Origin of the sequence: Sphingomonas sp. RB1R13 (assembly GCF_036663775.1) — a bacterium.
Lineage (GTDB): Bacteria > Pseudomonadota > Alphaproteobacteria > Sphingomonadales > Sphingomonadaceae > Sphingomicrobium.
Window position 1 is genome coordinate 81,383 of sequence record NZ_JAXOJM010000002.1, and the last position, 18,940, is coordinate 100,322.

The window sequence follows — 18,940 nt, forward strand, 5'->3', positions numbered from 1 at the left end:
CGGGGCATGCCTGAATTGCCCGAAGTCGAGACCACCGTTCGCGGGCTGGCCAAGGTGCTCGAGGGGCGGCGGCTGGTCAGCGTCACGCCACGCCGCGCCGATTTGCGAAGGGCGATCCCCGAGGATTTGGGCCAGCGGCTGACAGGCGCGCGGGTGACCGGACTTTCCCGGCGCGCGAAATATGGGCTGATCGCGACCGATCGCGGTGACACACTGATCTTCCATCTCGGTATGTCGGGGCGGTGGCGGATTGACCCTGTCGACATCGGCAAACACGACCATCTGCTGTTTGAAACCGATGACGGACACCGGCTGTCACTCAACGATCCCCGGCGGTTTGGGTCACTCGACCTCGTGCCGACCGATGAGGTTGCAATGTGGCCGCCATTCGTGGCGATCGGGCTCGAGCCGCTTGGCGGCGAAGTAACGGGCAAATGGCTAAAAGATAAGTTTGCGGGGCGCAGCGCAGCGGTGAAACTGCTGCTCCTCGACCAGCGGATCGTCGCCGGGCTGGGCAATATCTATGTCTGCGAAGCGCTGTTCAGGGGGCGAATCGATCCGCGCAAGGCTGCGGGCAAGGTGTCCCGAGCAAAGCTCGATGCGCTGGCGGCGGCAATTCCTGCGGTGCTCGACGAAGCGATCGCGGCTGGCGGTTCGACCCTGCGCGATTTCGCTGCACCTGACGGGGAGCTTGGCTATTTCTCCAAGACCTTCGACGTATATGGCCGCGAAGGTGAGCCATGTGGCTGCGGGGGGACAGTGCAACGGATCGTACAAGGTGGCCGCTCGACCTTCTTCTGCCCTGCGTGCCAGAGATAGTTTGGCACTGCCGACGGTTGACGAATTGGCCCCGCCTCAGTAGGGGAGCGGCACGTCGGCGCGGCCTCACTCGGTTTTGCGCCGCCTTTTCATTTCAAACCAAGTTCGAGGACTGTCCATGGCGAATACGCCGCAAGCCAAGAAGCGCATCCGTCGCAACGCCGCCCGCGCCGAAGTCAACGGTGCCCGCGTCAGCCGCATTCGTACCTTCATCAAGGCTGTTGAAGGCGCGCTCGCTGCCGGTGACAAGGATCAGGCGTCGGCCGCGCTCAAGCAGGCCCAGCCCGAATTGATGCGCGGTGTGGCACGGGGCGTCATTCACAAGAATACCGCGTCGCGGAAGTTCTCGCGACTGACCAAGCGCGTTTCCGCGCTCGGCTAAATCATCGTTGAGGGACGATATTCGTCCCGGATCGAAACGGGCCGCCGGAGTAATCCGGCGGCCGTTTTTGTTTCTGTTCGGAAATAAGTGAATGATTCCGGCGATTCGTTTTTTGGGTTTGCTGTGAATTATCGCTAAAATATTGATACTAATCGTTTTTTGCGCCTCCTCTAACGATTACCGTGTCAAGCAGATTTATTTCACTTTCGTGAAATAACGCGCTTGAACGGATCGCCTGCTGCCCGCAAAACCATTCGACCGGGCGCGACTCTGCGCCGGGGGGCACAGAAGAATCAATCCGACCAGCGCCACGAATCACTCTCGGCGCGACGGTCGAACTGTGTCTGGACGAAAGGTGAGGGCTCGGCGGTGCAGCGTGGCGAAGACAGGTCGAATCATGTCCAGGAGACGGTGGCAGCCCCACTGGAAGCCGCCTGGGAAGCGATTCGTCAGGGCCTGCGCCGCGATCTTGGTGCGCGGACGTTCGACGGCTGGCTAAAGCCCGCCGAAGTTGGCGCGTTCGATGCCGAGTCGGGCGAACTTGCGATCCTGATGCCAAGCCAGTTCATGGCCGACTGGGTTCGCTCGCACTTTGGCGACCGCCTCAACCTGGCGTGGCGCGCGACCCTGCCGCTGGTGCGCGAAGTGCGCATCGTTGCTGCGGCGGATGCGCCCAAGCCGGCACCGCTGCTGGTGCTCGAGGAAATTCCTGAAGCGCCCGAGCCCGCCCTGACCCGCGATCCCAATGCTCCGCATTTCGATCCGCGCTATCGCTTCGAGACCTTCATCGTCGGCAAGGCCAATGAAGTGGCTGCGACGGCGGCTCGGACCTTGGCCAGTACCGACAAAGTCGCGTTCAATCCGTTGTTCCTTCACGGGGGGACGGGACGCGGCAAGACCCACTTGCTCCACGCCATCGGCCAGGCATTCCAGGCGACTCATCCCGGCGCTCGCGTCGTGTCGATGTCGGCAGAGAAGTTCATGGTCGAGTTCGTCCGCGCGATCCGTGAGAATGACACGATCGGGTTCAAGGGACGGCTCCGCTCGGCCGACCTGCTGCTGATCGACGATGTCCAGTTCATCGCCGGCAAGGATTCGACCCAGGAAGAATTCTTCCACACGATGAACGAGATCATCACTGCGGGCCGCCGCCTGGTGATCACCTCGGACCGACCGCCGCAGGACCTCGACGGGATTGCCCCGCGAATCCTTTCGCGCCTGTCGTGGGGGCTGGTCGCCGACATCAACCCGGCCGATTACGAGCTTCGTCTTAACATCATCGATGCCAAGCTGGCGGACCTTCACGGGGTCGAGATGCCGCGCCCGGTGGTCGAGTTCCTGGCGCGTCGCCTGACCGCCTCGATCCGCGAGCTGGAGGGCGCGCTCAACCGGATTGCGGCCTATGCGGTCATGACCAGCCGGACGATTGACGTTGCGTTCGTCGAGGAGGTGTTGGCCAATGTGCTTCGCGCCAATCAGCGGCGGATTTCGATTGACGAGATCCAGACCCAGGTCGCCGAGCATTACCGTATCCGCAAGGCCGAGATGACCTCGGCGCGGCGCGCGCGTGACGTTGCCCGGCCGCGCCAGGTGGCGATGTATCTGTCGAAGCAGCTGACGCCCAAGTCGCTGCCCGATATCGGTCGGCGCTTTGGCGGACGCGATCACACGACGGTGATCCATGCGGTCAAGCAGATCGAAAAATTGCGCGCCTGCGATCCCGAGATCGATGCCGCGGTCCGGCTTCTGACCCGCCAGCTAGAGGGTTAGGACAGACTTACAAAATAGGCTGAGAAGGAGAGCCCCTCGGAGACGGTGCCGAGGGGCTCTTTTCTTGTTTGTTATCAGCTTAGTAGCGCCGAGCCGCGCGGGCCGCTGAAGGTACTGTAATCATGACAGTTTCACCGTTGCGTCCGGGGAAGCCGGTGAACATCGCTTCGACCAGATTGGGGACGATCCGGTTGAGGTCGTCATTCTCCGACCGGGCCTTGGCATGGCCTTCGAACACCGACTGATTGTCGGCATGACGGCGGATGTCGACATCGAGCTTACTGCGATAGACGCGGTAGCTGGTGATGCCGGTGTCGAACGGCGAATAGAAGGGGTCGTCCCAGCCGTAATAGAAGGCGCTCCGACCGCCGAAGCGCGGGTAATAATAGGGTCGCGCGAACATCCCGCCATAGCCCATGCCGAAACCATAGCCGCCGCGACCGAACGGATCGCTCTGATATTCGGTGGTGCCGCGATCGACATTATAGCCGACGTTGACGATCAGGCTTGCGGCCGCCGGAGTGGTCGCGGGCGCATAGCCCTGCGCCTGCAGCGCCTGGGCGACATAGGCACCGAAGCGCTGGAATTCGAGGCTGCCATTGAGCCGCGTGTCCATTGGCACGACGAAGAAGGTCTGGCCGGCGGGAGCAGGCATCGCCTGGAAACGCGAAACCTGGGCAGGGAAGCCCGTTTCGCAGCCCGACAGGACAATGACGGCGGCGCCGAGCAGGGCAGCGGCAGCGAATTTCTTGATGCGCATAAATAACCCCTCGAATCGGGAAAAAACTCTCAACCTGGCAATGATGACCCTTCCAGCCTGAATAGTCGATGAAGCGAGGCGCAGAAGCGGCGAAGTGTCAGTGACTTAGGCCGACCGCCCGATAGGCCGCGGCCAGCGTCGGGGCGGCCAGCTCGCGCGCTCGCTCGGCACCGCGCGCAAGAAAGGCGTCGATCGCCGCTTCGTCGTGGCGCAATTCGTCGAGTCGCCCGCGGATCGGGGCAACGGTGGCGATCACGACATCGGCGAGCGCCGGCTTGAGCGCACCGAAACCCTGGCCGGCAAAGCGGGCAAGGACTGCCTCGATGCTTTCGCCCGACAAAGCGGCGAGAATCCCGACGAGATTTTTCGCCTCGGGGCGACCTTCGAGCAGCGCAGGGTCGTCGGGCAATGGCTCGGGATCGGTTTTTGCCTTGCGGATCTTCTGCGCGATCGTCTCATCGCTGTCGGTCAGGCCGACTCGGCTTTGCTCGGACGGATCGGATTTCGACATCTTCGCCAATCCGTCGCGAAGGCTCATTACCCGCGCCGCCGTGCCGCCGCCGATGAACGGCTCAGGAGCAACGAACAATTCGGTGTCGAAGTCATTGTTGAATTTGACAGCGATGTCGCGGGCAAGCTCGATATGCTGCTTCTGATCCTCGCCGACGGGGACGTGGGTCGCGCGATAGACAAGTACATCGGCAGCCTGGAGCACAGGATAGGTGAATAGTCCGACGCTGGAGCTTTCGCGGTTCTTGCCCGACTTGTCCTTGAACTGGGTCATGCGATTGAGCCAGCCCATCCGCGCGGTGCACTGGAGGATCCAGGCGAGCTCTGGGTGGGCGGGAACCGCCGATTGCGCAAACAGGGTCGACTTGGCGGGGTCGATCCCGCTGGCAATGAGCGCAGCGGCCATTTCGTGGACATTGGCGCGCAATTGCCTGGGATCGACGTCGACTGTGAGCGCATGGAGATCGGCGAGGAAGAACAGGCACTCGGCCTCGTCCTGCATCCGCACCCAGCGCAGGATTGCGCCGAGCAGATTGCCAAGATGAAGCCCGCCGGTCGGCTGGATTCCCGACACGACGCGCATCGGCGGTGTCACCGGATCAGCCAGCATCATCGGCCACCACGTCGCCTGCCTTGCCCTCGACGACGGTCTTGTCGCGGCGGCGGCGCAGCGATTTCAGTTCTTCCTTATCGATCCCGCCGAGGAACCAGACGAGCGGGAAATAGACCAGCATGCCGCCGCCGACGATGGCCACGACCCCGGCCATCCGGTGCGCGACATTGCCCGCGAACCATGGCTCGATCGCAACCTTGATCCCCCACAGCACGGCGGTCATGGCGGCGCCCGCGACCAGTTGGCGGGCGATGCGCGAGGCGAGCCAGCCTTCGATCCGAAAATGGCCGCGGCGGTGAAGCACGACATAGAGCATGATGCAGTTGAGCCACGAGCAGATCGCGATCGCAGCGGCGAGCCCGGCGATCCCGAACGGCGGGATCAGCACGAAATTGAGCACGACATTGGCGACCAGCACGATGATCGCGGTCTTGACCGGCGTCGCCGTGTCCTGCCGTGAATAAAAGCCGGGGGTGAGCACCTTGACCAGCACATAAGCGGGCAGGCCGAGAACGATGATTCCGAGCGTGGTGGCGGTGATGGCGGCATCGGCGGTCGAAAATTTGCCCCCGGCGAACAGCGCGAGGACGAGCGGGTAGGAGGCAATCGACAATGCCAAAGCCGCGGGCAGGCACAGGAACATGGCGAGCTCGGCGGCCTGGCCCTGAACCCGCGCAGCCTTGTCCGGCTCGCCTGCGCCGACGTGGCGGCTGACCTGGGGCAGGATTGCGGTGCCCAGCGCGGCGCCGATCACGCCGAGCGGAAGCTGGTTGAGCCGGTCGGCATAGTTGAAATAGCTCATCGACCCGGTGCCGATGCGGGTCAGGAAGAAAGTGTCGATGAACGCACTGATCTGGTAGACGCCCGCACCCAGCGTGGCGGGGATGACCACGCGGACGAACTGGCGAACGCCCGGGGTGTAGCGCGGACGGCGCAATTTCAGCGAAATGCCGGCGCGTTTGGCCGATGCCCACAGCAACGCGATCTGGATGAGGCCGCCGATGGTTACGCCGATCGCCAGCGCGGTCGCGGTCACTTCGCCGCCATCGCGAACGAAGATCAGCGCGGCCAGCATCGCCAGGTTGAGCAGGGCAGGGGCGAACGCCGCTGCGGTGAAGCGAGCGAGACTGTTGAGGATCCCCGAGAAGAGCGAGACGAGGCTGATCAGCACGAGATAGGGAAAGGTGATCCGGGTGAGGAAGGTCGCCAACGCCAGTTTCTCGCCAGAATAGCCCGAAATCGCCGCGACGAAGACGGGCATGATGATCTCGAACACCAGGGTGAACAGCACCAGTGTCGGCAGGAAAACGGCGAGCACTTGCTCGGAGAAATCCCTGGCCGCGGCCACGCCCCCCTCGCCGTGAAGGCGCTGGCTGAACAGGGGGACGAAACCGGCCGAGAAGGCACCCTCGCCGAACAGCCGACGAAAAGTATTGGGAAGGCGGAAGGCGACGAAGAAGGCATCGGCGGCGACGCTTGCCCCCATGATTCGCGACATCAGCATCTCGCGGGCGAAGCCGGCGACGCGGCTGACCAGGGTCAGACCGCCAATCGTCCCGGTCGCCTTGAGCAGGCTGCTGCCGCTCTTCTTCGTCGCTTCAACCAAAGGTCAGGCCTGGCCGAGGTCGGTCGGCTGGAAGGCCGGCGGGGCGGCATCCGGCGCGGCGTGGCCGTTGGGCGCACTATCGGCGTTGGCGGCCTCGACCTGGCTCATATAGGCTGAGCCGAAATCGATCGGGTCGAGCAGCAGCGGCGGGAAGCCGGTGTTCTGGACCGCGTCGGCGACGATCTGGCGCGCAAACGGGAACAGCAGGCGAGGCGCCTCGACCAGAAGGAACGGAGCAAGCGTTTCTTCGGCCATGTTACGAAAAGCGAAGATGCCGCCATAGGCCAGGTCGACATGAAAATGGACGCCATTGTCAGATTTCGCGGCGACTTCGATCTTCAGCACGACTTCGTGGACATCGTCGGCAACCTTGTCGACGGCGATGTTGAACTGGACGTCGAGCTGGGGCTGGACGCCCCATTGATAGACCGCCGGCGAGTTGGGGTTTTCGACCGACAAGTCTTTGATATACTGCGCGATCGTCGCCGCCTGGGGCTGGTCGTCGTCGGGCGTCGGCGGGGTCTGAGGGGTGAGGTTCTGCTCGTCGGCCATGATCGTCGCCTGGTCCTTGTGGGAGGCAGCGGGATGATCCCGCCGCGATGCATTCGGGCGACTAGCAGTCACCATAATGGGGTGCAATGAGTGGCGCACGTGGCACCGCCTTTGAAACTGGGCGTTAAGACGCTTATGTTGATCGTGACGGGGACGTCCCGTCGCTGCGCACAGGAAGCTGTTCATTGGCCACTATCGTCATCCTTGCCCTCGTCGCCCTGTTCATCGGCTTGCGGCTCTACGCGGTGCTTGGTGAGCGGACCGGGCATGAACAGCCGATCCTGAAGCCCGCCGATCCCGACGCGCGGCTCGAGCCGATGGCGCCAACCGCGCCACTCCAGCCGACGAGCTCGCTCGATCCGGCGGGCATGGCATATCTGCCGACGGCTGGTCCCGGGGTGCGCGCCCTGCTTGCGGCCGACCCCAGTTTCGACGTCGCCCGCTTTCTGGAGGGTGCCAAGGGCGCCTATCGGCTGATCCTGGAAAGCTTCTGGAAGGGCGAGCTTGATGCAATGAAGCCGCATGTCGACGGACACATATTCGACACGTTCGAAGCGGCCGTGGCCGAGCGCAAGGCGCAGGGTCTGACGCTGGCCAACCGGCTGGTGGCGATCGAGCAGGCGGTGATTGCCGAAGCATTGCTTAGCAAGAATGTTGCCGAAATGACGGTGCGGTTCGAGGCCGATATCGCCGCTGTCACGCGCGACGGCAGCGGCGCGATGGTCGCGGGGTCGATGTCCGACGCGGTCCAGACTCGCGATCTGTGGACCTTCCGTCGCGACCTGACGTCGCGCGATCCCAATTGGCTACTGGTCGAAACCGACGAGGACGAGTGAGGGCGCTCGAGTGAAGGCGCTCGCCAAGGCCGCTGCGCTGGGAGCGCTGCTTATGGCCAGCGCCTGCGTCCAGCGAACCCCGCCGCCCGTGGTGGTGCCGACGCCCGTTCCTGCGCCGGTACCGGTGCCTGTTCCGGCGCCAATCCTCAATAATGCGTTGCTGGTCGGGGTGACGATTGCTGCACCGCAATCCGTCGATCCACTCGCGGCAGATCGCGCGCTGGCGGCGTTCCGAACCAGCTGTCCGGTGCTGGTCAAGCGCACCGATGCGTCAGGATTAACCCAGGCAGGGGACTGGATCGCCCCGTGCGCGGCGGCTGAGGCGGTGGTGCCCGGTGGCGCGTCGGCCTTTTTCGCCAGCCAGTTCGAATGGGCGCGGGTCGGGGACGGCAAGGCCTTTGCGACGGGCTATTACGAGCCCGAAATCGCCGGGTCGCGGCTTCGCGTGCCGGGCTATGACACGCCAATCTATGCGCTTCCGGCCGACCTTGTGCGCTGCACCCGCGCCGATGGCACGCAGGGCCGGGGGCGGATCGATCCGCTGACTCAAGCGTGCCTGCCCTACTTTACGCGCGCTGAGATAGACGATGGCGCGCTCGCCGATCGCGGCCTCGAAATCGCGTGGGCGACAGACCCGGTCGCGCTGTTCTTCGTCGAGGTTCAGGGGTCGGGACGGCTGCGGCTCGCCGACGGATCGGTCATGCGAATCGGCTATGCTGGGCAGAACGGCAATCCCTATGTCGCGATCGGGCGGTTGCTCCGGGCCCGCGGCGAATTGCCCCCGGGCGGCGCCACCATGCAGGGAATTGTCGGGTGGATCGCGGCGCATCCGGTCGAGGGCAAGGCGCTGCTTCGCGAAAATACAAGCTATGTGTTCTTCAAGGAACTGGTCGGGGCGGGACCCTTGGGCGCGCTCAATGTGCCGGTGACCCCGCGCGGGTCGGTCGCCGCCGATCCGGCCTTTATCCCGCTCGGCTCGCCAGTGTTCGTCACGCTCGACCGGCCCGAAGCGAGCGGGCTGTGGGTGGCGCAGGACACCGGCGGGGCGATCAAGGGCGCCAACCGGGTCGATACTTTCTGGGGCGCCGGACCCGATGCCGAGCGGATCGCCGGCGGGATGGCGGCCAATGGCACGGCGCTCCTGCTCTTGCCGCGCGGGACGGTCGAGCGTGCGACGACTCGACCCTGACGAACGCTTGCTGTGGGAGCGGGTGACGGCGACCATCAGGCCGCTGTCGCGTGAGCCCCTCTCGCGCGAGTCCCTCTCCCGTGGACTGACCGCGATTCCTGCACCGACAGTGGTGAAAGCGCCACCTCCGCCAATGGCTCCGCGCGCTAAGGGTCCGCCGCCCCGACCGACAGTGAAGACCCCGCCACCACCGCGACTATCGAATACGCTCGACGGAAGCTGGGACAAGAAATTGTCGAAGGGTTCGCTCGAGCCCGACCGGATCCTCGACTTGCACGGCCATAATCTCGACACCGCATGGGGCGCGATCGACAATGGGCTGGAGGCAGCGATTGCCGGCGGCGACCGGGTGCTGTTGCTGATCACCGGTCATGCCCGGTCGGGCGAACCGCCGATTGCGCGCGGTCGGATCCGCGCGGCGGTCCACGACTGGCTCACCCATTCACGCCATGCACGCCATATCGCGGCCGTCCGCGGCGCCCATCCGCGCCATGGCGGCGGCGGCAGCCTGTATCTTGTCCTCAAGCGCCAGCGCTGACGGTTTCTTAACCCCCTTTACCTATTTGTGGTCGCTGGAAGGACGGGATCCTCAAGGACCCGTGGGCAAGGACGCATGAAAAAAGGCACCGCGCAAACGATCAGCAACGCGCTCCTCTCGGGCGCGGCTGGCGTTGCGTCGTTCGTTTTCTCGCTCGGCGTGTTCCTCTACATCACCGAATTCAACGCCAAGATCATCGCCTCGATCGTCGCCGGCGCCTTCTGCCTGCTGGTCAGCTATGTCGCCTCCGAACGCCCCAACAGCGAGAGCGCGCGGGCGCTTGCCGCTCTTGGCGAACGATTGCTGGCGGTCGAGACCGGGGACCTCGTCAGCCCCGCGCCCGACATCGTCGTGCGCAATATGCCGGCGGTCGCTGCCGCGGTCGACAGCCTGTTTGCCGAAGTGCGCTCGTCGATCGAAAACGCCCATGCGCTGGGCATGTATGACCCGGTCACCTCATTGCCCAATCGCCTCCATTTCCGTGCCGAAGCCGACAAATTATTGGGCGCACGGGCCCGCGGGCCTTCGGGGCAGTTGCCCGCTGCCATGCTGTTCGTCGACCTCGACCGGTTCAAGGCCGTCAACGACAGCCTGGGTCATGCCCGGGGCGACCAGTTGTTGATCATGGTCGCCAATCGCCTGCGCGTCGTCGTGACCGCTGAACTGATCGACGCCGAGGGGAGGCGGCCTTTGGTCGCGCGGCTGGCCGGGGACGAATTCACCCTGTTCTTCCCGTCGATCGCCTCGTCGGACGAAATCGAGCGCGTCGCGCGGCGGATTGCCGTCGCGATCGGCGAGCCGTTCGAGCTTCACGGGCATAGCGTCGACATTGGCGCATCGATCGGCATCGCGATGAGCCCTGACCATGGTACCAGCATCGAATCGCTGATGCGTGCCGCCGACATCGCCATGTATCGCGCCAAGTCGCGCGGCGGCGGGCAGCATTGCCTGTTCTCCGATGAATTGCAGCGCGAACATCAGGTGAAGGTCGAGACCGAGCAGGCGCTGACCGAAGCCGTCCATCGCGGCGAATTCCTCCTGGCGTTGCAGCCTCAGCTGAGCCTGCGCACCGGGGAGGTCACCGGGGCCGAAGCACTCCTCCGCTGGCGCCACCCGCGTGATGGGATGCGCCAGCCCAACAGTTTCATACCAGTCGCCGAACAGACCGGGATCATTTCCGAGATTGGCGAGTGGGTGATTGCCGAAGTCGCCTCGATCCTTGGCGCATGGCATCGCGAGGGCAATGTCCACCGGGTGGCGTTCAACGTGTCCCCACGCCAATTGGACCGCAGTGATTTCTTCAGCCGGATGCGCCAGGCATTCATCGACCAGCAGGTGCCCTTGTCGCTGGTCGAACTGGAATTCACCGAGTCGGCGGCAATGGAAGTCAGCGAGACCGTATTGACCGAAATCGCCGCGCTTCGCGCCGATGGCGCCAAGATCGCGATCGACGATTTCGGGACAGGCTATTCGAACCTGGCACGGCTGCGTGCAATGCCGCTCGACCGGGTCAAGCTCGACCCGTCGCTGATCGCCGATATCGAGACGAGCGAGAAAGCGCGGGTCGTCGTCCAGGCGGTGGTTCAGCTGATCCACGGCGTGGGTTGCGAAATTGTCGCCGAAGCGGTCGAGACCGTGGCGCAGGCCGACATATTGCGCGCGATGGGGGTCCAGACGGTTCAGGGCTTCGTATTCGCTCACCCGATGTTCGAAGAAGAATATCGCGAGTGGGTGCTGAACGCCGAAAATGGCGGGGTAAGGCAGCGGGCGTAGCTGTTGCACTCTTTACGAAAACGCCTTCGAAATTACCCGCCCGTATATCCGTGACAGCGCGCGAATATCCTCCACTGCCGCGCACTCATCCAGCTTGTGCATCGTCGCGTTGGGCAGGCCGAAATCGACCACCGGGCACAGCTTGATCAGGAAGCGTCCGTCCGACGTCCCGCCGCCAGTCGAAAGGGCAGGCTCGATTCCCATCTCCTCGCGGATTGCCGACACCACCAGGTCGTAGAGCAGGCCCGGCGGGGTCAGGAACGCCTCACCCGAGATGAGCGCATGCACGGTCGCGCCCGCGGCTTCGCGCGTCACAACCTCCTCGACCATCGTGACCAGGTCAGGCCCGCGCTGAAGATTGTTGTACCGTATATTCAGCCGCGCGCTGGCGCCCCCGGGGATGACGTTGGGCGCGCCGGGCTCGGTCGCGACATCGGTGAACTCCAGGTTCGACGGCGGGAAGGCGTCATTGCCATCGTCGAGGTGAATCGCGGTTAGTGCGGCGATGATCCGGCCGAGTGCGGGGATCGGATTGGCGGCCTTGTGCGGGTAAGCGACATGCCCCTGCGTGCCGGGCACGTCGATCCACATGTTGACCGATCCGCGCCGCCCGATCTTGATCGTGTCGCCAAGCTGCGTCTCCGACGTCGGCTCGCCAATCAGGATGAAATCGGGGATCCGCCCGTCCGCCTCCAGCCAGTCGATGATCGCGACCGTGCCGTGCTCACCGGGACCCTCCTCGTCGCCGGTGATCAGCAACGACAGCGTGCCCGTGCCTTGCACCGCCGGAATGGCGGCGACGAAGGCAGCGATTGCGCTCTTCATGTCGTTGGCGCCGCGCCCGGTGAGGACACCGTTTTCGATTGTCGGCACGAAAGGGTCCCCGCTCCACCCCTCGCCCGGGGGGACGACGTCGAGGTGCCCGGCAAAGCCGAAATGGGGCGCGCCTTCTCCTCGGATCGCGATCAGATTTTCGACCGGACCGCCAGGTGCCTCGCCGCGCAGAAAGCGGTGGACCTCAAACCCAAGCGGGCCAAGCGCCTCGGCCAGCACGTCGAACACCTTGGCCGTGGCGGGTGTGACGCTGGGCACGGCGATCAACGCCTTTGCAAGCTCGACGGGATCGATCGGTTGGGTCATGATCAGGCCGTAGCAAGGAGGGGGCGATGCCGAAAGTCGATCTTGAACAAATCGAGCAGGTCAGTCGCACCGGCTATCCCGCACCATACGACCAGCCGGTCGCCGGGCGCTGGTATCGGCGACTGGCGCCGGCGGGCGGACTGACCGAGATGACCGCGAGCCAGGTCACGCTGAAACCCGGCGGCTGGTCGAGCCAGCGCCACTGGCACGAAGGCGAGGACGAACTGGTGGTCATGCTGTCGGGCGAGGCCGTTCTGATCGAGGATGATGGCGAAACGATGCTTTGCGCCGGCGATATCGCGACCTTCGCCAAGGGGGTGCGCAACGGTCACCATCTGATCAATCGCAGCGACGCCGACGCGGTGTTTGTTGCGATCGGCGCGGGACGGAACGAAGGTGGAAGCTATCCCGACATCGACCTGATGTTCACCGCCGATGACCGCTATGTCCGCAAAGACGGTACGCCCTATTAGGCGGCGGTCGGCTCCAGCGCCTCGATCACCCACGGTTCGTCCTGTGCCTCGGCGATCCAGTCCATCATGTCGGGATAGCGGAAAACCGCCTCCATATAAGCCGCGGCGAACGGCGGAACGGGCACCTTGTAGGTCACGAAGCGGGTGACGACTGGCGCGAACATCATGTCGACCGCGCCCCATGTCCCGAACAGATATTCGCCAGTGCCGCCGAAGCGCGCGCGGGCCTGCGCCCACAATACCATGATGCGGTCGATTTCGGCGCGGACATCGTCGCTCAAGGGGTGATCGTCGACGATGCGGCGCAGGTTCATCGGTAGCTCGCGGCGGAGGTTGCCGAAGCCCGAATGCATCTCGGCCGCCATCGACCGCGCCATCCCGCGCGCGGCGAGGTCTTCGGGCCAGTAGCGCGTGATCTCGGTGCGGTCGGCGCAATATTCGATGATCGCCAGACTATCCCATACGACTGTGTCGTCGTCCCACAGGATCGGGACCTTGCCTTTCGACGGCCCGAACTCGTCGCCCTCCCGGCGCTTTTCCCAGGCCTCGTCGTACAGCGGCACGACCAGCTCTTCGAACTCGAGCCCCGAATGGCGAAGCGCAAGCCAGCCGCGCAGCGACCAGCTCGAATAGGCGCGATTGCCGATGATCAATTTCATGCCAACGCCTTTTTCAACTACGCGCTGCCTCGAGGATTGCCGTGCGCAATTCGGCGATGCCGGTGCCATATTCGCTCGAGGTCGAAAACAACGTCGGGTGCGCGGCGGGATGCTTGGCGGCCTCGACCTTGGTCGCCTCAAAAGTCGCGGAAAGCTCGCTTGCCTTGATCTTGTCGCCCTTGGTCAGGACGACATGATAGCTGACCGCGGCGGCGTCGAGCATGCTCATCACGTCGCGATCAACATCCTTCAGCCCGTGCCGCGCATCGACCAGCACCAGCGCACGCTTCAAAACCTGGCGCCCGCGCAAGAAATCATTGATCAGGAAACGCCACCTTTTGACCATGTCCTTGGGCGCTTCGGCGAAACCATAGCCGGGCATGTCGACCAGCCGCAGCTGGATTGGCACGCCGACGTCAAAGAAGTTCAACTCCTGCGTCCGCCCGGGGGTGTTCGACGTCCGCGCCAGCTTGTGGCGGTTGGTCAGCGCATTGAGCAAAGACGATTTGCCGACGTTCGATCGCCCGGCAAAGGCGATCTCGGGCACCGTCGCGTCGGGCAGGAACTGCAATCCCGGCGCGGACTTCAGAAACTCGATCGGGCCCGAGAACAGCTTGCGCGCAGTCTCGGCGAGGTCCTCGGGCTGCTTCTCGCTCATGGTTTCGCCGGCTTCGTGGCCACGGGTTTCGCATCGACGACTGCCGTCGCGGCATCAACCGGATGCTTGTGGTTGAACCAGCTCTGCTGGGCGAGCGTGAGGAGGTTGTTGGTCACCCAGTAAAGCTGAAGCCCCGCCGCGAACGGCGCCATCACGAACACCAGGAACCACGGCATCAGCGCCATGATCTGCTGCTGCGCCGGGTCGACCCCGGTCGCCGGGTTCATCTTGATCGTCATCCACTGGGTCGCCCCGACGAGGATCGGCAAGATCCCGATCGCGAGCAAATGCGGCGGCGTGAAATGCAGCAGCCCGAACAGATTGACCGGGGTCATCGGGTCGGGTGCTGACAGATCGTGGATCCACCCGGCAAACGGTTGGTGGCGCATTTCGACCGCGACCATCAGCACCTTGTAGAGCGCGTAGAACACCGGGATCTGGAGGAAGATGGGAAGGCAGCCGGCCGCCGGGTTGATCTTCTCCTCCTTGTACAGCTTCATCACTTCCTGCTGCTGGCGCGGCTTGTCGTCCTTGTAGCGGGCCTGCAGCGCCTTCAGCTTGGGCTGGACGCGGCGCATGCCAAGGGTCGACTGGAACTGGCGCTGGGCGATCGGGAACATGATCGCGCGGACGATGAAGGTCAGGCAGATAATCGCCACGCCAAAGTTGCCGGTGACCGCGAACAGCCAGCGCAGCAGCCCGAAGATCGGGCGCATGAAGAATTCGAACCAGCCCCAGTCGATCGATTTCGACAGCTTGGTAATGCCGGCATCCTCATAACGGTCGAGGACGGCCTTTTCCTTGGCGCCGGCGAACAGGCGGGTCTGGCTGCTCACCGTCTGGCCCGGCGCGATGGTCACGCCCGGACCGGCATAGTCCGCCTGATATCCGCCGGTCGGCGTGCGGCGGAAGCTGGGGACGATGTCGCCGCTGGTGGGCGCCAGCGCGGTAAGCCAATATTTCTCGGTGAAGCCGACCCAACCCGTTCCCGCAGTACCGGTTTCGCCAGCGGCGCCGGCCTTGTCGAGGGTTTCCCACTTGGTCGAATAATTGGCCTTGCCGTCGATGACCGAGATCGGGCCGACGTGATTGGTCCAGCTCGACGGATCGGCTGACTGGTGCGAGCGGTTGGCAAAGCCGTAGAAGCGGACCTGGACGGGCGCGCCGCCGGCATTGGTCACGCGCTGGTCGACCCAAAACAAATAGCCATCGTCGACCTTGAACGTCTGTTCGAACTTCAGTCCCGCAGGATTGGTCCAGCTCAGCGTCACCGGCTGGCCGGGAGCGAGGTGGCGACTCGATGCCTGCCACAGCGTCTCGGGGCCGGGGACCGCGACATTGTCGCCAAGCCAGCCGAAGCCCGCAAAATAGGCACCCGGCGCGCCGGCCGGGGACAGCAGGCGGACAGGGGCCGAATTGGGCGCAATCGACTCGCGCTGCCGCAGCAGGCGAAGATCGTCGATCCGCGCGCCGACCAGATTGATCGATCCGAGCAGGCTCGGCGTCTCGATCTTCACTCGCGGAGTTGAGCCAAGCACATCGGCGCGGACCTTGAGCGCGGTCGGGCCACCGGCGGCGGGGACACCGGCAGGGCTCGAATCGGGTTGGGGCAGGGCATGGGTCTTGCCGTCACGGACCTGCTGGGTCTGCGGGGCGGCGGTGGGCAGCAGCTTGGGGCCAAGGAAGGTCCAGCCGAGCAGCACGAGCGCGCTCAGGAAGATCGCGAGGACCATGTTGCGATTATCGTTCAACTCTTGATCCTTACGGTACCGGGTCGTGACCCATGCCGCCCCAAGGGGCGCAGCGGAGAATTCGTTTCAGGGCGAGCCAGCCGCCGCGAACCGCGCCATAGCGGCGAAGTGCAGTGATCGCATAGGCCGAACAGCTGGGCTGGTAGCGACACGACGGCGGCAGGACGCGCGACGGGCCGAGTTGCCAGCCGCGGGCGATCAGGATGAGCGCCTTGGCGATCACTTTGCGGCTTTCCGCAGAGCCCGCGCAAGTTCGTCCGACAGCATGGCGAAATCGCGTTCCACTCCGCCGGCGCGGCCGATCAGCACATGGTCGGCGCCAGCGATGCCGCAGCGCGCAATATGATCGCGAGCAAGCGCGCGAAGCCGCCGCTTCATCCGGTTACGGACGACGGCGTTGCCGATTTTCTTGGTAACCGTGTACCCCACGCGCACGACGCTGTCGTCATCGCCGCGTGGTCGCACCTGCAGGACAAAGCCGGGCATGGCAATGCGCTGGCCGCGATTGGCGGCCAGGAAATCCGAACGCTTCGTCAGTGTAACGATCCGAGTCCGAACCGCCATAAGCGGCTCTAGGCGCTGAGCTTCCTGCGACCGCGGCTGCGGCGAGCGGCCAGGATCTTGCGTCCGCCGACCGTCGCGCTGCGAGTGCGGAACCCGTGCCGCCGCTTGCGGACCAGATTGCTCGGCTGGAAAGTGCGCTTCATCGCTCATGCCTTAAGTTCTAATGTAAAAGGGCCACCGCTGGGGTGGCCTCCGTTGAAGGTCCGTTACTGACGGCCCCCGCCAAAGTCAATCGCCCGATAGCGAAACCGAGTCGCTTTCCTGGGCCTTGCGCAGTTCGGCACGGCGTTTGGCGCTGGCCCGGCGAAGCCCCCAGTCGGCCCATGAGCCAAGCTTGGGCTTCCACCGCTTGAACCGCACATAATTGCGCTTGGCCCACATGCTGGTCTTGAGCACCAGCGCGAGCCCGGCCGCGAACACGAAAATCCCGCCAGGGCCCGGAATGATCCCAGCGATCGGCGAGACGATAATCAGCAAGACGCCAATCACGAACAGCAGCATTTCGAACCATGGCCGGTCGAGCAGGGCTTTCCATGTTGCGCTATTCCACATGATCCCGATGTGGGGCGAGCGGCGCGCCGCTGCAAGCCTTGCGTCCCACTCCGCCCCGGCCTAGCCTCGGGTTGCCGAGCTAGGGGGATTTTTGGTCATCGATCGATGCGCGCCGACGGCGGGGGATCCCCGCTGATGGTCGCGATCGTCTCCACCGTGGCCTATCTCGGCCTCGAAGCCCGCAGCGTCGAAGTGCAGGTCCAGCTCATCCCGGGGCAGGCCAGCTTCACCGTCGTCGGGCTCGCCGACAAGGCGGTCGGCGAAAGCCGCGAGCGGGTGAGGGGAGCGTTGTCGGCGATCGGCCTGTCGATCCCGCCCAAGCGGATCGTCGCCAACCTGTCCCCCGCCGACCTGCCCAAGGAAGGATCTCACTTCGACTTGCCGATCGCGCTGGCGCTGCTCGCCGCGATCGGGGTCGCCGATGCCGAGACACTGAGCCATTATGTCATCGTCGGCGAACTCGGCCTCGACGGGCGGATCACCCCGTCGCCGGGCGTGCTGCTCGCCGCTCTTCATGCCTCGGCCACCGGCAAGGGGCTGATCTGTCCCGCCGCACAAGGCTCCGAAGCGGCGTGGGCGGGCGATGTCGAAGTGCTTGCCGCCAATAATCTGCTCGACCTGCTGGCGCATCTGCGCGGCACGTCATTGCTCCCGCCGCCGGTTGCGGGCGAGGTCGAGGAGGTCGTCCGCGGCCCAGACCTGGCGCAGGTCAAAGGCCAGGAAACCGCCAAGCGCGCGCTCGAAATCGCCGCATCGGGGGCGCATAATCTGCTCATGGTCGGGCCCCCCGGTGCGGGCAAGTCCCTGCTCGCGGCCTGCCTCCCCGGCATCCTGCCTCCGCTCGGCCCGTCCGAAGCGCTCGAGGCGTCGATGATCGCCAGCGTCGCGGGCGAGCTTCACGGCGGACGGTTGGTCCGCACCCGGCCGTTCCGCTCACCGCATCATTCGGCGTCGATGCCAGCGCTGGTCGGCGGCGGCCTCAAGGTTCGCCCGGGCGAGATCAGCCTGGCCCATCTCGGCGTGCTGTTTCTCGACGAACTGCCCGAATTCCAGCGTGCCGTGCTCGATTCGCTCCGCCAGCCGCTCGAAACCGGCACCGTCACCGTCGCCCGCGCCAACACTCACGTCACTTTTCCCGCCCGGGTGCAGCTGATCGCGGCGATGAACCCGTGCCGCTGCGGGCATCTCGGCGATCCGTCACTGGCCTGCAGCCGCGCCCCGCGTTGTGCCGCCGATTACCAGGCCCGCGTGTCCGGGCCGATGCTCGACCGGATCGACCTTCACGTCGACGTGCAGGGGGTCAGCGCCGCCGACCTTACCTTGCCGCCCCCCGCCGAAGGAAGCGCGGCAGTCGCGGCGCGGGTCGCCCGGGTGCGCGATATCCAGACCGCGCGCTACGCCGATCATGGCGTCCGCACCAATGCCGAGGCCGACGGCGCGCTGCTCGAGCAGGTCGCCACCCCCGACGAACCCGGTCGTGCCCTGCTGGCGAGCGCGGCCGCGGCGATGCGGCTGTCGGCGCGAAGCTATCACCGCGTGCTGAAAGTCGCGCGAACGATCGCCGATCTTGCGGGAGTGGAGACTGTCGGCCGGATCCACATCGCCGAAGCGCTAAGCTACCGCCGCCAGGCTCCGCGCAATTAGGAAGAAAGTAATCAGCATTGACCAACATCATTTGGTTCAAGGATTTTGGCGGGATATTTCATGACGCCAATCGGCTGGACACTCGCCCGCTGCAAACCGCTGTTGGCCGGCTTAAATTCTTGTTAGGAGTAGGCGCGTAGCGTTGCGGCAC

Annotated in this window: 21 protein-coding genes; 9 read left to right on the plus strand and 12 right to left on the minus strand. The window is 64.8% G+C overall.

Translation table 11 applies throughout. From position 1 onward, the window contains the following. Positions 1-6 precede the first annotated feature (6 nt). The 3 genes from mutM to dnaA all read left to right on the plus strand — a co-directional run bounded on the left by mutM (position 7) and on the right by dnaA (position 2,971). Positions 7-819, plus strand: coding sequence for a bifunctional DNA-formamidopyrimidine glycosylase/DNA-(apurinic or apyrimidinic site) lyase (mutM, locus tag U1700_RS06535; RefSeq protein ID WP_332751286.1), 813 nt, complete (start codon positions 7-9; stop codon positions 817-819). 118 nt (positions 820-937) lie between these two features. Further along, complete coding sequence (gene rpsT, locus U1700_RS06540; protein WP_332751288.1) at positions 938-1,201, plus strand: 30S ribosomal protein S20; 264 nt, start codon at positions 938-940, stop codon at positions 1,199-1,201. Positions 1,202-1,612: 411 nt separating this feature from the next. Then, positions 1,613-2,971: a chromosomal replication initiator protein DnaA gene (gene dnaA, locus U1700_RS06545; protein WP_332751290.1), complete on the plus strand. Its 1,359-nt coding sequence runs from the start codon at positions 1,613-1,615 to the stop codon at positions 2,969-2,971. 79 nt (positions 2,972-3,050) lie between these two features. Here dnaA and U1700_RS06550 read toward each other — a convergent pair whose 3' ends face one another. From U1700_RS06550 to secB, 4 genes are all read right to left on the minus strand, one after another. Further along, on the minus strand, positions 3,051-3,731 hold the full coding sequence (locus U1700_RS06550) for a DUF4136 domain-containing protein (protein ID WP_332751291.1): 681 nt from the start codon (positions 3,729-3,731) through the stop codon (positions 3,051-3,053). A gap of 97 nt (positions 3,732-3,828) precedes the next feature. Continuing rightward, the gene (gene trpS / locus U1700_RS06555) at positions 3,829-4,824 is read right to left on the minus strand and encodes a tryptophan--tRNA ligase (protein WP_332752244.1); all 996 of its coding nucleotides are present in this window, start codon (positions 4,822-4,824) and stop codon (positions 3,829-3,831) included. Positions 4,825-4,840: 16 nt separating this feature from the next. After that, positions 4,841-6,460, minus strand: a complete 1,620-nt coding sequence (murJ, locus tag U1700_RS06560) for a murein biosynthesis integral membrane protein MurJ (RefSeq protein WP_332751292.1) — start codon at positions 6,458-6,460, stop codon at positions 4,841-4,843. Between the two features lie 3 nt (positions 6,461-6,463). Further along, on the minus strand, positions 6,464-7,012 hold the full coding sequence (gene secB, locus U1700_RS06565; RefSeq protein ID WP_332751294.1) for a protein-export chaperone SecB: 549 nt from the start codon (positions 7,010-7,012) through the stop codon (positions 6,464-6,466). Positions 7,013-7,197: 185 nt separating this feature from the next. Between secB and U1700_RS06570 the strand changes: the two genes are divergently transcribed. The 4 genes from U1700_RS06570 (at position 7,198) to U1700_RS06585 (ending at position 11,348) form a co-directional block, all read left to right on the plus strand. After that, a complete protein-coding gene (locus U1700_RS06570) occupies positions 7,198-7,848 on the plus strand; it encodes a Tim44/TimA family putative adaptor protein (RefSeq protein ID WP_332751296.1) in 651 nt (216 codons plus the stop codon). Positions 7,849-7,858: 10 nt separating this feature from the next. Beyond that, positions 7,859-9,037 carry a murein transglycosylase A gene (gene mltA, locus U1700_RS06575; RefSeq protein WP_332751298.1) on the plus strand — a complete coding sequence of 393 codons (1,179 nt, stop codon included), beginning with the start codon at positions 7,859-7,861 and terminating at the stop codon, positions 9,035-9,037. Between the two features lie 172 nt (positions 9,038-9,209). Further along, positions 9,210-9,575 (plus strand): Smr/MutS family protein, encoded by a 366-nt coding sequence (locus U1700_RS06580; RefSeq protein ID WP_332751300.1) that lies wholly within the window; start codon positions 9,210-9,212, stop codon positions 9,573-9,575. 75 nt (positions 9,576-9,650) lie between these two features. Beyond that, a complete protein-coding gene (locus tag U1700_RS06585; protein WP_332751302.1) occupies positions 9,651-11,348 on the plus strand; it encodes a putative bifunctional diguanylate cyclase/phosphodiesterase in 1,698 nt (565 codons plus the stop codon). Positions 11,349-11,360: 12 nt separating this feature from the next. Here the strand turns inward: U1700_RS06585 and dapE are convergent, their stop codons facing one another. After that, the gene (gene dapE / locus U1700_RS06590; RefSeq protein WP_332751304.1) at positions 11,361-12,488 is read right to left on the minus strand and encodes a succinyl-diaminopimelate desuccinylase; all 1,128 of its coding nucleotides are present in this window, start codon (positions 12,486-12,488) and stop codon (positions 11,361-11,363) included. 26 nt (positions 12,489-12,514) lie between these two features. Between dapE and U1700_RS06595 the strand changes: the two genes are divergently transcribed. After that, complete coding sequence (locus tag U1700_RS06595) at positions 12,515-12,961, plus strand: cupin domain-containing protein (protein WP_332751307.1); 447 nt, start codon at positions 12,515-12,517, stop codon at positions 12,959-12,961. Here U1700_RS06595 and U1700_RS06600 read toward each other — a convergent pair. The 7 genes from U1700_RS06600 to U1700_RS06630 form a co-directional block, all read right to left on the minus strand. Further along, the gene (locus U1700_RS06600) at positions 12,958-13,620 is read right to left on the minus strand and encodes a glutathione S-transferase family protein (RefSeq protein ID WP_332751309.1); all 663 of its coding nucleotides are present in this window, start codon (positions 13,618-13,620) and stop codon (positions 12,958-12,960) included. The genes U1700_RS06595 and U1700_RS06600 overlap by 4 nt on opposite strands. A 13-nt stretch (positions 13,621-13,633) precedes the next feature. After that, a complete protein-coding gene (gene yihA / locus U1700_RS06605) occupies positions 13,634-14,278 on the minus strand; it encodes a ribosome biogenesis GTP-binding protein YihA/YsxC (protein ID WP_332751311.1) in 645 nt (214 codons plus the stop codon). Then, positions 14,275-16,029 carry a membrane protein insertase YidC gene (gene yidC / locus U1700_RS06610; RefSeq protein ID WP_332751313.1) on the minus strand — a complete coding sequence of 585 codons (1,755 nt, stop codon included), beginning with the start codon at positions 16,027-16,029 and terminating at the stop codon, positions 14,275-14,277. Before yidC ends, yihA begins: the two co-directional genes overlap by 4 nt. A gap of 10 nt (positions 16,030-16,039) precedes the next feature. Further along, positions 16,040-16,252, minus strand: a complete 213-nt coding sequence (yidD, locus tag U1700_RS06615) for a membrane protein insertion efficiency factor YidD (protein ID WP_332751315.1) — start codon at positions 16,250-16,252, stop codon at positions 16,040-16,042. Beyond that, a complete protein-coding gene (gene rnpA, locus U1700_RS06620; RefSeq protein ID WP_332751317.1) occupies positions 16,249-16,593 on the minus strand; it encodes a ribonuclease P protein component in 345 nt (114 codons plus the stop codon). The genes yidD and rnpA overlap by 4 nt, the downstream gene beginning before the upstream one ends. A gap of 8 nt (positions 16,594-16,601) precedes the next feature. After that, positions 16,602-16,736, minus strand: a complete 135-nt coding sequence (gene rpmH / locus U1700_RS06625; protein WP_332751319.1) for a 50S ribosomal protein L34 — start codon at positions 16,734-16,736, stop codon at positions 16,602-16,604. An 85-nt stretch (positions 16,737-16,821) separates the two neighbouring features. Beyond that, positions 16,822-17,145, minus strand: coding sequence for a hypothetical protein (locus U1700_RS06630; RefSeq protein ID WP_332751321.1), 324 nt, complete (start codon positions 17,143-17,145; stop codon positions 16,822-16,824). 135 nt (positions 17,146-17,280) lie between these two features. Between U1700_RS06630 and U1700_RS06635 the strand changes: the two genes are divergently transcribed. Continuing rightward, positions 17,281-18,789, plus strand: coding sequence for a YifB family Mg chelatase-like AAA ATPase (locus U1700_RS06635; RefSeq protein WP_332752246.1), 1,509 nt, complete (start codon positions 17,281-17,283; stop codon positions 18,787-18,789). Positions 18,790-18,940: the final 151 nt, after the last annotated feature.

Excerpts from the sequence above, each read along its gene's own strand:
- mutM (WP_332751286.1), top strand. The coding sequence starts at position 7 with ATGCCTGAATTGCCCGAAGTCGAGACCACCGTTCGCGGGCTGGCCAAG.
- rpsT (WP_332751288.1), top strand. The coding sequence starts at position 938 with ATGGCGAATACGCCGCAAGCCAAGAAGCGCATCCGTCGCAACGCCGCC.
- U1700_RS06550 (WP_332751291.1), bottom strand. The coding sequence starts at position 3,731 with ATGCGCATCAAGAAATTCGCTGCCGCTGCCCTGCTCGGCGCCGCCGTC.
- trpS (WP_332752244.1), bottom strand. The coding sequence starts at position 4,824 with ATGCGCGTCGTGTCGGGAATCCAGCCGACCGGCGGGCTTCATCTTGGC.
- secB (WP_332751294.1), bottom strand. The coding sequence starts at position 7,012 with ATGGCCGACGAGCAGAACCTCACCCCTCAGACCCCGCCGACGCCCGAC.
- U1700_RS06585 (WP_332751302.1), top strand. The coding sequence starts at position 9,651 with ATGAAAAAAGGCACCGCGCAAACGATCAGCAACGCGCTCCTCTCGGGC.
- dapE (WP_332751304.1), bottom strand. The coding sequence starts at position 12,488 with ATGACCCAACCGATCGATCCCGTCGAGCTTGCAAAGGCGTTGATCGCC.
- U1700_RS06595 (WP_332751307.1), top strand. The coding sequence starts at position 12,515 with ATGCCGAAAGTCGATCTTGAACAAATCGAGCAGGTCAGTCGCACCGGC.
- U1700_RS06600 (WP_332751309.1), bottom strand. The coding sequence starts at position 13,620 with ATGAAATTGATCATCGGCAATCGCGCCTATTCGAGCTGGTCGCTGCGC.
- yihA (WP_332751311.1), bottom strand. The coding sequence starts at position 14,278 with ATGAGCGAGAAGCAGCCCGAGGACCTCGCCGAGACTGCGCGCAAGCTG.
- rnpA (WP_332751317.1), bottom strand. The coding sequence starts at position 16,593 with ATGGCGGTTCGGACTCGGATCGTTACACTGACGAAGCGTTCGGATTTC.
- rpmH (WP_332751319.1), bottom strand. The coding sequence starts at position 16,736 with ATGAAGCGCACTTTCCAGCCGAGCAATCTGGTCCGCAAGCGGCGGCAC.
- U1700_RS06630 (WP_332751321.1), bottom strand. The coding sequence starts at position 17,145 with ATGTGGAATAGCGCAACATGGAAAGCCCTGCTCGACCGGCCATGGTTC.
- U1700_RS06635 (WP_332752246.1), top strand. The coding sequence starts at position 17,281 with ATGGTCGCGATCGTCTCCACCGTGGCCTATCTCGGCCTCGAAGCCCGC.